This is a genomic window from Paenibacillus radicis (ex Gao et al. 2016), assembly GCF_014641555.1.
GTDB lineage: Bacteria > Bacillota > Bacilli > Paenibacillales > Paenibacillaceae > Pristimantibacillus > Pristimantibacillus radicis.
Genome location: NZ_BMHY01000007.1, coordinates 266021 through 280476, shown reverse-complemented (window position 1 = coordinate 280476; position 14456 = coordinate 266021). Strand labels below are relative to the sequence as shown.

The following is a 14456-nucleotide window of genomic DNA, read 5'->3' as shown; positions in this document are numbered from 1 at the left end:
TTGGATTTTTCCAACGTAGAGCCCATCTCCGCACCATTTCTCTCGTCTACGTTGGATTTTTCCAACGTAGAGCCCATTTCCGCTCCATTTCTCTCGTCTACGTTGGATTTTTCCAACGTGGGTACCCCGTTTATGAAGATTAACTATCGCTATCGCAGCAGCAGCTGTTCCAGTGCCCCGGGCTTAACCTCGTAGCTCCGGATTTGCTTGCCTTCGGATACCGGTTGGAGCAATCCTTTCACCACCATGGCTTGTAAATGTTTACGGGCCGTACGAAAATCAACATCCAGATACTCCCGAGCTTCCTTCGGACGGATCACCCCTCCAAACCTCCAAGCTGCCTGCAGCAACTCTCTTTCAATACGCAGCGATGAGGCCGATGAGGCAGAAGCGCCTGCAGCATTATCTTTATAGAAGAAAGCAGGGCCAATAGCATGCTGCAGCAGCATCCGACATACTTCTGGGCGTTTCTGCACATCGTCGAACGAGAAATGAATCATCCTCCACCCCAATCCGGTAAGAAAAGTTTCTCTGTTCAACGAATAGCTGAATCGTTCTCGATCCATATCTTTAATGTGACTTTGATAACCGTCGCACTCCAGCCCAAATTGGCCAAAAGGCGTTATGTAGGCAAAATCAAGAAACTGGGATTTCCGGTTCCAGTCCAGCACCTCATACTCGGGATGAAGGTTCTCAAAGCTGCCGAAAAGCGGCCACCATACATTTTGCAGCAGCAGCTTCTCCGCATATTGATGACCTCTCACAAGCCTTCCCTTCCGTTCTCCCTGTCTGCGATTCGTATGCTCCAGCAAAAAAGCCTCATGTGCTTGTTCAAACGATACTGATGCTGATACCGATGACGTTCCCCATTTCAAGTTCCGATCTCCAGCCTTCATTCACAAAAACCTCTCTTCCCTTAACATTTTACTAATTTGTCGCCGCTTTCTATCATGGACGTTTCCCGGCACACGGTGTCATTACGGCACGAAGTGCTCAGTCACGCGCCAGTAGTGCAGCGCCTCACAAAGCGGGGAGCTCAAGGATGGCTCGTTCCAACAAAATTTACGTCAAAGCCCGAGCAGCTTGTGGCCTTTAAACATACAAAACAAAAAACGCCTTCCTGCCATCAGGCAAAAAGACGTTCTTCGTCTAAACAATCCAGTTCCAACTATATAAACAACGCGACGCGCCGGGCACATCAACTACAAAGAGCCTTCTCCCAAAAAGCTATTCCCGGCCGGCTGCCGCTTGCGCGATAGCTTCGGCCAGCCTGCTGTCAATAGCCGGCGCAGCACCGGACAGGCTTTTGAACGCCCACCAGCGAACCGCAATAACAGAAGCGGTCGTTTCTGTTTCGCCTTGCAGCTTCATGCCGATGCGGAAGGTTCCCTTTTCCGGGTAGACGATCGAACCCAGCGATACATTCGGGATATCCGGCTCGAATTCAGTTCCTTTAAACACATCGCTTTGTCCATAATAGACGCGTTTACCCGATCCGTTGCGTTCAGCGGCAAGGGATGATTCATTTTCCTCCAGCCCGACAACAACCGTTACCTGGCCATCACCCAATCCGTGACTAATCTCATTGGAGATGAAGTTTTTCTTCCCGCGGGAGAAAAAGAAACCTCCGGTTTTGCCGATCGACTCGAGCGCCACTTCCATTGTACCCGTTGCGATCTCGTCATACAGCGGCTGTGGACGGGGAATGCCCAGCTTAAAGTCGAATGCATTGCGGTCCGGATGATACGTGACATCCAGCGCCGGCTTCGCATCATACTCCAAATCATGAGCCTCCGCGCTTGCAAAAAACTTATGCAGGGCAGCGCCGCGTGACGACTGACCCAACCGCTGCAGCAGCGAAGCATTCTCGATATACTCTCCAAAGGGTACCCGGTCGACCTTCTCAATCATATAAGTCGGCCCCATCTGGAGGAGACTGATTTTCGCCAAGCAAATGCTTTGATCCGCCGAGCCTTCTACCGCCTGCTCCAGACTCCGTTCATGCCAGTCCTTCAAAATCCGCTCCGCTACCGGCTCCTTCACAACGTCAATGGAATGCGATGCATTCGCATCAATTGGGATGATTTCATCGCCGATTGTCAGCTTTGCCTTTTGGCTTGGTATACGCAGCAGCGCAGCAACGCCAGTCTCCTCCGGCGCCTTCACATTGTACACAAGTACAAATTCCGTCTCATTGGCATCTCCGGCTTCTCTAAACGATACCGAATTGCCTTCCGGTCCGAGCGGAATAAAACCTTTGGCTTCATATTCAAAATCAAAAGCAATTCTCGGCGTTTGCAGCGTTTTCTCCACAACGAGCCGCACTTCTGCCACTTCGCCCGCATTGACGTACTTCGGCATCCGCTGTGTAATGCGGACGTTGTCGTCCTGATAGACGATCACTACATTTTCCATCAAACGGACAAATTCGAAGGATGAAGGAGCCGGTGCCTCCTCTACGATCGAAAGCCGGTACGACTCTAGAACCCGGTTGTATTCACTCACTTCATCCGAACGGACTGCCGAGTTGCCGACGGAATGAACCGGTTCTTTCCCCTTCTCATCGTAGTTGACGCAAAGGTAGACGTTCTTCTTGTATTCATTGTTCGTAAATCCTTCAATCATCGAAAGCTTCAGCGTCACCGGGGCTGGAATAACAATCTCGCGGCCGATATAATCGATCGCTACACCCATTTCAACTGAGATGGTTTTGTCGTCCACCGGTACCACCTGCATCCCGGATACGACGCCGCTCCCGTACAACAGGCGATTAAGCAGCCTTCTTTTGTCATTGACATATTTCTGCTCCGACTCAAAATCGCGCACTGTCAGCAGCTTGCCATAGAAGTACCGGTTTCGCTCAAACGGATACAACCTCGATTTCTTCACTACCGCCACTCTCCTCTTATTTGCCTATTGGCCAACCAACGCCGTTTATTCCAGCTCCGAATCCATTTCCAGACGGGTATATACGTCCATTCTCCGTTCCATGCCCATATCGACGATAAGCGTATCGTTCGGCATGGCCCGATCCGGTCCAAGCGTGAGCAAGGACGGCTCCGTAAGCACGGTATTGATGCCGAGATACGTATGCAGGTCCAGATACATCCAAGGCTGCAGCAGCACAAGCTTCGCTTCCGTATACGCCGGCTTTTGTTCTTCAAGCAATTGCTCAATCACGACCCGCTGCTTCTCTGTAGGCGCTTGCTCAGGTCGCAGCAGTACCGTAAACGTATAGGGATCATTGCTGTACAGACGGTCCGTCAGCTCCCTCAGCTCTGCGTTGTCCCGCATTGGCCTCGTCTGAAAATGCTCGATCAGCAGCGGCTTCTGTCCGGTATAGGTTTCAATTGATTTCTCGATGCCAAGTCTCGTGCCTCTATACTTATACAGCTCAGGAGCTTCTTTCAAAAATCCAAGCACTTGCTCGTCGGTCCAGTAATCATCCGTCTCCAGCCCGATCCAGGAGGCAAGCCAGCGCAAATGCTCGCCGCTCGACAGCTCTGCATCGAAATATTGCGGAAGTTCCGCGATATCATCCTCGATCTCCGTGAACAACGTACCGAATAGCGATAAAAAACGTTCCAGAAAATCTTTGCTTGCCTCATCCTCTTGGTAGACGGCTGGCAAATAGGATAAATACGTTTCGCGGGGAAAATGAACCCGCAGCCGCTGAAGCGAAGGTGTATGCCGCTCCGTACCCAGCCACTCGATTTTGAGCCAGAGATACCGGCCCTTTGCGCCAAAGAACAACGCATCCTTCGGGTTAATGACGGGACGCGACCATAAATGCGCCAGCGCATTCAGCCTTTCGCGGTAGGAACGGCTCGGGTCGGAGAGCCAATCATCAACCTTGGCATAAGCCCCGTTCAGAATACAGCTATCCTCGTTCAAGCTGAAATAAGAGACGCGAAGCTGCGTACCTTCGGGAATGAAGGCATCAAGCGTCATTTTATGCCAGATCGTATCAATCTCCGTACTATCGAAAGCACGAGAGAACCATACGCCTTCCGGCACCCCCGTCTGTTCCATGACGAGTGTCTGCGGCTGTAAATTGAGGATCGTGACGGTGGAATCCTCGCTGTTCAAAATATACATCCGGTCTTTGCTGTCGATCAGCAGCTGATCTGCCTTGCCGCGAAAGCCCGTAATCCGTCCGATGAGATCACCGTCGGATTTGGCTTGTATAATGAAGCGGTCATCCTCGCTTTCGCGATCGATCTCACGGGAATCGCCGATGTACAGTACATCTCTCGTATCCAAGCAAAGCCCCGCATAGGGCATTCGAGGAAACTCCAGCCGAACATCAAGCTTTCCGTCATGCCGGAATGAAAACAGCTTGGCAAATAGCGTGTCGAATATGTATAAGCCCCGATTTGGTGATACGGATAAAAAATAAGTACGATGCAAATGCCGCAGCTTTGCGCGAATTCGCTGATTAAACGCAGGGTCGCTCCATGTGGCGATCAGCGCGCCGGATAGCGAGAATTGCATAATGCCCAGCTTGCCGCCCTCCGGAACAGCAGGCTCATCGCCTCCGTCATCCACTTCAAGCGGCGTCAGCACATAAAGGCTGCTGTCATCAGCAATGACAGCGAGCGGTATTAGCGGCAAGCCGTCAACCGTGCCCGTCCGGGACCACAGCGTCTGACCATTTCCGGCATTGTAGCAGGACAGCGTTCGATCACTGTCCGAATCTGCTATGAAAAGCAGCTCACCGGCCGCGGCAATTCGGGCATTCGCCGTGAACAGGCCATGGCCTTGCGAGAACAATCGCTTATGTTCCAGATTGCGACGGTCGTAAATCCATAGATCAGCCCGCTCATCCAGCATGTACAGACGGTCATGCTGACCGAGAGCCAGCTCCTTCACACGTGCAGTACCGTTCAATTCCTCCAACTGCAGCACAGCATGAATACCATACTTATTGTCGCGGCATATTCCGAATCCGGACCGGTTCCACTCTAGATTGAAGGTCGCGGCGCGCTGCCAGTCCTCTTCGCGATTGAGCGAAAAAAATCGTTCTCCGTTCAGGCTCTTTCCCTCCCTTACCTGGCCGGCTCATGACTTGTTTTCCAGCCCCTGTCTTTGTCTATAAATGCAGCCGGCTTACGAGCTCAATCTCATGCTCACCGGAATAAATCAAGCCATGCGGCGGCAAAATGATGTCCCCGCCTTTGCTTTTCTTCACATGCGCCCCGTCAGCATCCAGCCATAAATCCTGGATGAAAACGACGCCATTCCGGCCGCTCAGGGCATTGTAGATATCCCCTTTGTAGACCGGCCTGCCAAACGCCCAGCCCTTCCCGGCTCCCTCGCCGGTTCCGTCAAGCGGCCTCAGCAGTTCGCGAAGCGCTGCAGCGATCGCATCCCCTTCGTCTATAAATTGCGGTTCGACCACAACGACAGCATGCACCGTTACTTTGATATATACCGGTGGAATCACATGTACCTCCGCCGTAACAAGCCTTCGGCTGTCCAGATGCCGTTTCACCGTTTGTAAAAAACCTCCGCTAGGCTGGGGCGTCCGGCTGAAGCTATTGGGAACCACTACGACCGATACCTGCCCCTGTGCCTTCTCGCGCGGATACTCGGCCAGACCCGGCTTGAACAACGGAATGGCATGCACCCTTGCCACATCGACGCCGGGCGTAGCCTTAACAATCGTCTCGTAGTCTTCATCGGTAACGGCGCGAAACGTCTTCTTCAGCTCAGACTGCGCCCGCTGGAGCGTCTCCTGCAGCTGCTCTGCCTCACGGCCGCCGGCCGCATAATCAGGATTCGAGACGAATACGCCGGCCGGCCTGTGCTCCTCATGAACCCATTCCGATAAAAGCCCCGGCTTCACGTTGCCGCGCTCTCCTCCGCCAAGCTCACAGCCGATCAGGGCAATATTGTCCTCCAAACTAAGCGAAGGAATGGCACCTTGCTCATTGTTGCCGAAGATAATGAGCCTCTTCACCGGATCGTACAGATAATGGCGGTCTTCCGGCTTGGAGCGGTCGAAATCGTCGACCCTTGTCCAATCCTGCCAGACCGTCATTCCGTCCTCGTCTACAACAGCGACCTGGAGAGCAATGGCATCCTTCCGCACGCATGGAAGCTCGTACAGTTCAAATTGCTGGCCGGGCAAACCGTTGCTCCTTCCGATATAGCGGTGCGCTTCGAAGCCCGGTGCGCTTGCGATTACACGAATGGACGTTTCCGATTCCAATTGTTGAACGCCCTCACCTGCTATAAGATGAATGACTGCTTCGCCGGCCTCCAAATCTTTTAAGACACGATAGGTGATCCTATCGTTCGAAGAGGCTTGGATAGGATCGACATAGATCCAACCGCCATTCTCCCGCTGTACTTGCAGATGAATATGACCATGCAGCGCCAAATAACTGGACACCCGGATTTCCGCTTCGCATATCGGAATCTGAACCGGTATGCTTTCACAGAGCGTGTCCTTTTGCACCGCATTTACGGTATGGAGCCTTAAGCCGGCAATTCGCGGCGGCAGCTCATAGCCGCCTTCTTCGATCGTGCAGCAGATCCAATACCGGAACCGGTCATTGGCCGGATGGACGGTAATCGGCAGCATTCTCGCTTTATTGCGAAACGTAATTTGACCGCTTACCGTCAAATGAAGTGTTCGGTCCTCGACAACCTCCAGCGGCAACCAGCCTGCCGTACCGTTCTGTTCATCCAGCACGTACGCTTTCCACGAGAGCTTGGCTGACGGCGTTATCCCCGCTAAATCCAGCGGTTCAATCCTAGACGCCGAAGATTCTTCATCCTCCATGCCGGCGGACTTGCTGCCGCTTAACTTGACGCTGAATGTAACAAGCTCAGACGGTTCCAGATCCCGGTCAAACGAAACATACATTCTTGAGCCTTCCACAGCCTCCTTGCCGAACGGATAAAATGCTACATTCCGTTGTTCGTTGGATGCTGTTACGTCATTGGCCTCAAGCTCCGTGCGGCTAATGATCCGGTCCAGCTTGAGCGGTACAAGGCTTAACGCCCGGACGGTCTCGAATATTTGATCCTCGGCCAGCAGCTTTGTGCCACGCGGAATGACCGTTTTTCGCGAAATGCCGTCAAAACAAATCTCAGCAACTGCAGCGGCCGCATCACGGGGCGAGACACCAAGCAAATCCAAAAACTTAATGCGGCTTTTGTCCGGTACTCTGCTTATATAATAACGCTGCATTTCGGTAAGCCATGCAAACAGCTCCAGAAACGTAATGCCCGGATCATGAGCATTCTCATCCGTCCATTCCGGTACGCGCTTCGGAATCATACGACGCGACTGGTCTACGATATCCGCATAGGTACGATCGTCCAAGGGCAGCTTAGGCAGCATGCGATTTCCTCCTTCCGTTCATTAATTCGGTGCTGGAACAGCTGTTATGGCATGAACTCCGTTCACTACAATACCGTGCGCAACCTCGCTCATTTTTCCCGGGTCCCATTCGATCCGGCTGCCGTTTTCAATTCTCGCCACATGAATGTAAAGCCTCTCAATGTACAGTAAAGAACGAACGGAATGCAGCAGAGAATGAAGGACCGATGCATGGAGCAGCTCCCCAATATTCCAGCCGTTGCCGCCGGCATTGCCGTTAATCGGATCTAAAAATGCATTTAGCTTGGACACGCACTCCGCCTCTGCAGGCAAAATCTCATCAATGGTCTGCACAGCAATTGTTGCATGGACAGAGATCTCCATATATGCCGGCTCGACGACGCGAATGGCTCCCCCTAGTGATACAAGGCTGGACGCTTGACGCCTTAATTCCCGTTCAACCGTCTGTCTAAGCTCCGGGAACTGGGCTGCATCATTCAAGCCCCCGGCTGGAAATGCGACAACCGCTAAAGAACCTGGAGACTTCTCCAGCAAGCCATTGCGGTTAGACAAGCATTTTACTTTCGCAATTTGCGGGAAAGCTTCTCTTGCCAGCCATTCCACATCCTTAGAGGTGACCGCTCTGCCACGATGCTTGAGACGCTGAGGTCCTCTAGCCATTGCCTGCTCGACCCGCTCGGTATCTCCGCCTCCCATGGATGGCTCCGGATTCGATACCGCGCTAATGAAAGCAAACGGAAGCTGCATTCCCGTAATGTGTCCTGCCGGAACATTGCCCCGGACACCTTCCGTCGTTTTAAAGCGGATGCGAACCAGGTCGGTATTGTCGAGCGAAGGCAGCATACCGTGAACACCGTCTCCGAATTGAATCGAGCCTCCTGCATAATCAACCGTATAGTGCCGGTCATCCGGTCCTGATTCTGCCAACGAGGTCACCTGTGACCACTTTGCCCAAAACCTCTGCAGCTTGCCTTCTCCATCCCGCTTTGCGGTATACAGTTCTGGTTGCTGCAATAATGCTTCCCGTTCGTATTCAGTAAACCGTTCCTGTTCGTCCACCCATACTTCCTCTTCAATAAAAGCACCCGGTGTCAGCTGCGCAAAGCCGTTTGCCGCAACGGTTAGCTCCCGCTCCTGGCTTACTTGCTGGCGAACCGTTACTGCATTGAGATGAACGCTGCCGGCAATTGGATATCCGCTGGTCGAATTGCTAATTTGATAATCCCGATTCACAGCCCTCAGCCAATAGCGCTCTTTGCCGAACAAGCGAACCCTCGCCATATTCGTCGGACCCGCCCAATTCAGATGACCGCTGATCGTAAAAGCATTCGTTCCGTCATTCAGCTTAATCGGCATCCATATTTCCCTTCCATGCTCATAGCACAGCGCTTCCCACTCGATCCAAGGCGGCTCGCCTCCTGCCGCAAAACGACGCTCCAATCCAACGTACATACCCAGCGGGCCTTTCACCGGAGCAAGGTCAAAGGATACATAAACAGCCGGCTGCGGGCAAGGAATCGGCTCAAACAACCGAAACGGCGCACCGCCTTGCCGCACGGACGCAGTACGGTCGCGATCGTCGGCATTGCTTCTCGTATAAGCGAGATCTGGCAGCAGCAATGTCTGCGAACCCTGCGCATAGGAAAGCGACGGTCCGGACAGCCATGGCGGCATATACTCCACAACAGCGGCGATTATCGGATCGACCTGCAAGACACGGGCACGTACCCAATAGTCGTATTTGCCGTTAACGAACGTTTGCGTCATATTCTCCGGACAAGTAAACTCCAGTGTAAAAACACGAGCTTGCTCCTCCGGCAGCTCCTCGAACAACTGGGTGTATCGCTCGCTTCCCGGCAGCATCGCCCAATTGCCGCCGTCCCAGTACTCCCATTGCACCTTGCGAATACGAACTCGAGGCGGATCCTTTTCCTCAAACTCGGAGGTCCGCATCACCATTTTCCATTTCACTTCCGGATCGGGGGCTGTCCTGAGAACGCTAGGAATCGCTTTGGCGTGGAAGCTTAGCCGTACTCGTCCTGCTTTTTTCGTAAACGTCTCCTCGCTGGCCATATAAAAAACGGAATAAGGAATAAAATGCTCGCCAAACGGAAAAAAGCCTTCCGGAATTAATTCCATATCGTTGTAGTACAGCACAGTGGGCAAAATGCCTTGCAAATCGCCTTGCGCGTCATGAGCTGCACGCATACGGACGCGATCCAGCTCCAGATTTGCGTTTAACAGCGGCGAAGCGGTGTTCGGCAGCGGCTTAAGCGTACAGCGAATCCATCTGCCGATGATTTGCTGATGCTCCGTCAGTTCAATCATGCCTGGCTGCGCTTTATGTAAAATGATCATATTTCCGGCGGCTGTGACCGAATCGAACGCTTTCCATTCTCCATTTACCGGATATGTCCACTCTACTGCCCGCGATGCTAGCGAGGCTGCCAGCTCCGGTTCCGTATAGCGTTTGGCGCTATGCTCGACATGCACATAAATGCGGCTTGGCCGGTCAGCTAGCAGCAGCTCGTCATGACGTATGTAGAGGACATGCTCCTGCTCATTCTGATAATGATCGGTATCAAACAGCCTGACTGGAGCAGCAATACCTGAAGATAAAAGCTCTGCATAATTCGAAGCAGCCACAGCAATCCGATCCCTTTCAGGATGAACGTTGATCCATTCCATGATTTTAGCGGGGGTTGCCGCCAAAGCACGCTCCGTCTCGAAGATGAGCGGCTCGCCGCCGTCTGGATGGACAGCTGTCAGCGAAATGCCAGCCGGCAGATGAACCGGATCAACCGCTCCTTCACTTAACGCAAACACAACGTTCGCACGAGCAGGACGGGGCGGCTGCAGCTTGACCTGAATGAAGTCTAGAAAGGATAAAAAATGATTAATCGGCGCCTGATTCAGCCGCTGCACCGTATCCTGAAGCATTTCGCCGGCCAAATAGGCCAGACCCGTTCCAGGATCCGGATCGTCTTCGGAAAACCGCCATTCCGGCGTATAATGCGGAACCATCTCCTTCAACCTGGAAATGAAGGTAGAACTGCTATTTGGATTTATTTTGGGCGGACGATTGAAATCACCCGATTTTCCCCCATGCTTCATCGCCACATTCGCTCCCGTCAGTTACTGCCTTCCTCTAAATAAAAAGGATACACCTGATTAAATAAATTGTTCGTTGACCGCACCACATACGAGACTTTCAGCAAAACTCTGCCGGAATGCACGGGGTCCAGGCTTGCCTCCACCTCGATATCCTTCACGCGAGGCTCCCAGCCGCGGATTGAGGCTTCCACATCCGTAGCCAGCAACCTCATCGATGTATCGTCTGTCGTGCCGAAAACGAACTCCTTGAGCCCGCTGCCAAAATTAGGCCGCATAAGCCGTTCCCCCTTGGAGGTGCGTAAAATAATACGAATCGACTCTGCGATATCCTCTTCGCCCTCCGCCATTCGAATCCGGCCGGTCGTCGCATCGACCTGCACGGGAAACTTCCATCCCTTTCCTAAAAACGAAGCCGACATGCCCGACCGCCCTCTTCCCAAAATTAGTTGATTTTCACGATCGAGCCTTTGATCGATACCATCCCGTTCGCTTTCATTTCCAGCATGCCGCCGGATTGAAGCGTCAGCGAGGCTTGCGCGTCCACCTCGATTTTTGGTCCTTTGATCGTTGTGGATTTCGTCCCTTCGATCGTTACATCGCCCTGATTGCTCATGACAATTTTAGCTGTCCCGCCCGCCTTCACTGTGACCGTTCCCGAGGAGCCGCCCGTCATCACGATTGACTGTGCCTTATCCTTCGTCTCCACTGTGATGGAATTCGACTTCTCTTCCAGCTCGATCTGATGTCCTTTATTCGTTTTAATCGTAATTTTCCCGTCATTGTCCGTATCCTGGAACGTAATTTCATGCCCGCTCCGGGTCTTGATTTGCCGAATATCGTTTTTCTCATGCGGGGTTGGAGGCTTGTCCACCTTATTCCATAACGACCCGATGACGATGGGAGAATCGATTCTGCCCATCAGAAAAGCGACGAGCACCTCATCATTGACCTCGGGGATAAAAAGCGTGCCTCGCGACGATCCGCCCATCATCGTAGCGACACGTATCCAGTCGGTCTGCAATTCTCCTTCACGCAGCGGAAATTTCACCTTTACTCTGCCCAGCTTGTCGGGATCGTTGTTTGCCGTTACAATCGCGTTCCAGACGCCGGACAGCTGATCGGGAACCATCGAGCGGGCATGCTGCCCATGCTGATCGAACAAGCCCGAGAACATCATGCTCATATCGCATTCCCCTCTGCTTCAAATGACGTCGTATAACCGTTATCCGCATCCAGACGATGCGTTGCTCTCGTAATCCGAAGCGTTTGATTCAATCCGGTGCCGAGACCGTCGATCTGAATCATTTTGCCCGGCTTGATCTCCGGCAGCCCGATGCTTGACCCGTATCCCGTCACAAGCTCCCTTGCTTTCCTCTCCAGCATCGAGGTGGCCAGAAGCTGCGCCTCCGCCTGCGAGGCAGCTTGCGAGTAGACGATCTCCACCTTTTTGGATGAAAGCTTGTTAGCGAGACTTGGACCCGTTGTCGATTTTGAAGGCATGGCGGTCACCGATTTGGCCGTCGCTTCCACATGTGTTTTTTTGTCCACGTCATAGCCCCGGACCTTTACTTCCGCCATCTGACCCGATGCATCGATCTGAAGCGCAAAGCCGAGCAGGCTTTGTCCGTATTTCAACTGTACAACAGGCTGCCCAAGCTTCGGCTTAACAAAGTAGAGCTTAGAGCCTTCCACATAAAACTGCCGGTCATTGTCGACTGCAAGCGAGCGGATAAAATGATAGTCGCTAACGCCTGCCTGTTCGATTCGTTCACGGGTAATCGTCGTATCATCGATTTCGGCTGTCAGTCCATAGTCTCCAGCAATTTGCCTGACAACATCGCTGTCCTTCATCTTGGACCAGCCCTTGGAATGAGAGGAGCGCATCAACAGAAATGACCGGTCCATTCCCGTTACGATAATTTTCGGCGCGCTATTGGATGAATAATCCAGCGTATACCCCGTAATAAGCCCGTCAAACAACAGCCCTTTTTTATCGGCGTAGCCTAGCTTAACCTGGAGAGTTTTACCGACTTGGATCGTATCTTCAACCCAATTAAACTTAGTTTCGCTGATGCTGAATCCGTTCACGATAGAGAATTTCGCCATATCGGCGTGAGTCTCTGTCGATAGGTCGACTTCCACCCATTCCACTGCCATCTGGGCGAGCTTGTCCGACTCTCCGTCAATAAGCAGCTCCATTTCCGGCGCGACAAAATGCTTGTATTTCGTTTCCAATGATGCGAAGCCGCTCGTCTGGGACGGTGCCATTAGCGCTTACTCCAATCTCGGTATCGTCAATTTTCTTCCAGCCGTTAAATCCCGCGGATTATCGATGCCATTCGCTTCGGCAATATGCCTCCAAGCGGCAGGATCCTCGTACTCGTCAGCCGCAAGCATCCATAATTGATCGCCTTGCTTGACCGTTTTTTGTTTCGTCCGGTCGGCTGATTGCCGGGGTATTTCCTGGAATTGCTCCATCATCGTTTGCGTGCTTGTAAACGATACGCCAAGCGTCGCCCTTACAGGTACGCCCGACTCCAGAAACATCGTATACCTTTGGGATGCCGACTCCAAATTGCCTTTGAAATCAAGCGATCCCCATATAAAGCGGACTTCCGGCGGAGCGTGAAGATCCGAATCGATTTCCATGGCGGTCAAAATTTTCAACGTATGCTTGCGAACGTCTTCGCCGCTCTCGTATGTATCGAAAAACAGATCCATAGTAAGCTTGGATTCACTGCCGCCTGTATAATGGGCGAGAGGCGTCTGCAAGCCCGGGATTTCCGAATCGGCGAACTGGTTGCTCGTCTCAAGCGCGTACTCCGACGGGTTGAACATCACTTCTATCGTCTCTTGCCCCTTGCTCCGATAAATAATGATTTTCGCTTTGCTTAATGCCATTTTTTAAGCCTCCCTGCATCCGATCCTTGACGCTCAGATGCCGCGTCTTCGTTGCTCCAGCTTCATTTTTCGTTCCAGTGCCAGATACACCTTGTCAGCTATCGCCTCCGGGTTAAGCTGCGGCATCTGCATGATGATCTTTTGCAGCTTTTCCGGATCTAGCTCCTTCGGCGCATCTACTTGTACAATTCGCTCCGGCTCCTTCGCCGTCGTCTTCGCTTTCGGGTGGGCCAGCGCCGGCATGGGCCCCCCTGCTGGGGAGGCGGATGAACCAGTACCTGCATAACTCAACATAGGATTGGCTGGCTGGCTGTTGTCTTGTCCAGTTGGTCCACTCGTCGCAGTCACATTGCCCCTCACGTTATGACGCTTAAGTACGAAGGTATGCAGCGGCTGCGCGGCTTGCGCCCGCTCGCCTTCAACTGCCCTCGCTTGCCTCACTCCGCTCGGCTTCGCATGTACCTGCTCCGCCGCCTTCTGCGGCTCCGCTGCTGCATTCGCTCGCGCTGTCGCGCCGGCTCGCTCACCCGCACCTGCTTGCCCGGCTTTCGCCCGCTCGCCTTCAATTGCCCTCGCTTGCCTCACTCCGCTCGGCTTCGCATGTACCTGCTCCGCCGCCTTCTGCGGCTCCGCTGCTGCATTCGCTCGCGCTGTCGCGCCGGCTCGCTCACCAGTTCCCGCTTGCCCGGCTTTCGCCCGCTCGCCTTCAACTGCCTTCGCTTGCCTCACTCCGCTCGGCTTCGCATGTACCTGCTCCGCCCCCTTCTGCGGCTCCGCTGCTTCATTCGCTCGCGCTGTCGCGCCGTCTCGCTCACCAGTTCCCGCTTGCGCGGCTTTCGCCCGCTCGCCTGCAATTGCCCTCGCTTGCCTCACTCCGCTCGGCTTCGCATGTACCTGCTCCGCCGCCTTCTGCGGCTCCGCTGCATTCGCTCGCGCTGTCGCGCCGGCTCGCTCACCAGTTCCCGCTTGCCCGGCTTTCGCCCGCTCGCCTTCAACTGCCTCCGCTTGCCTCACTCCGCTCGGCTTCGCATGTACCTGCTCCGCCGCCTTCTGCGGCTGCGCTGCTTCATTCGCTCGTGCTGTCGCA

Annotated in this window: 9 protein-coding genes and 1 pseudogene; all 10 read right to left on the bottom strand. The window is 53.4% G+C overall.

Annotated features, from left to right (window positions below; translation table 11 throughout):
* Positions 1-149 precede the first annotated feature (149 nt).
* The gene (locus IEX98_RS19120; RefSeq protein WP_188890783.1) at positions 150-896 is read right to left on the bottom strand and encodes a hypothetical protein; all 747 of its coding nucleotides are present in this window, start codon (positions 894-896) and stop codon (positions 150-152) included.
* Between the two features lie 331 nt (positions 897-1227).
* Positions 1228-2889, bottom strand: coding sequence for a hypothetical protein (locus IEX98_RS19115; RefSeq protein ID WP_188890782.1), 1662 nt, complete (start codon positions 2887-2889; stop codon positions 1228-1230).
* Between the two features lie 45 nt (positions 2890-2934).
* The gene (locus IEX98_RS19110; protein WP_188890781.1) at positions 2935-4890 is read right to left on the bottom strand and encodes a phage tail protein; all 1956 of its coding nucleotides are present in this window, start codon (positions 4888-4890) and stop codon (positions 2935-2937) included.
* A gap of 202 nt (positions 4891-5092) precedes the next feature.
* Positions 5093-7354: a putative baseplate assembly protein gene (locus IEX98_RS19105; protein WP_188890780.1), complete on the bottom strand. Its 2262-nt coding sequence runs from the start codon at positions 7352-7354 to the stop codon at positions 5093-5095.
* Between the two features lie 21 nt (positions 7355-7375).
* Positions 7376-10468: a baseplate J/gp47 family protein gene (locus IEX98_RS19100; protein WP_188890779.1), complete on the bottom strand. Its 3093-nt coding sequence runs from the start codon at positions 10466-10468 to the stop codon at positions 7376-7378.
* 17 nt (positions 10469-10485) lie between these two features.
* On the bottom strand, positions 10486-10887 hold the full coding sequence (locus tag IEX98_RS19095; protein ID WP_188890778.1) for a GPW/gp25 family protein: 402 nt from the start codon (positions 10885-10887) through the stop codon (positions 10486-10488).
* Positions 10888-10910: 23 nt separating this feature from the next.
* Positions 10911-11651 (bottom strand): phage baseplate assembly protein V, encoded by a 741-nt coding sequence (locus IEX98_RS19090; protein ID WP_229692260.1) that lies wholly within the window; start codon positions 11649-11651, stop codon positions 10911-10913.
* A complete protein-coding gene (locus tag IEX98_RS19085) occupies positions 11648-12736 on the bottom strand; it encodes a phage late control D family protein (RefSeq protein ID WP_188890777.1) in 1089 nt (362 codons plus the stop codon). Before IEX98_RS19085 ends, IEX98_RS19090 begins: the two co-directional genes overlap by 4 nt.
* Positions 12737-12742: 6 nt before the next feature.
* The gene (locus tag IEX98_RS19080) at positions 12743-13369 is read right to left on the bottom strand and encodes a CIS tube protein (RefSeq protein ID WP_042163912.1); all 627 of its coding nucleotides are present in this window, start codon (positions 13367-13369) and stop codon (positions 12743-12745) included.
* Positions 13370-13402: 33 nt separating this feature from the next.
* Positions 13403-14456: pseudogene (locus IEX98_RS19075) on the bottom strand (hypothetical protein); the annotation flags it as partial.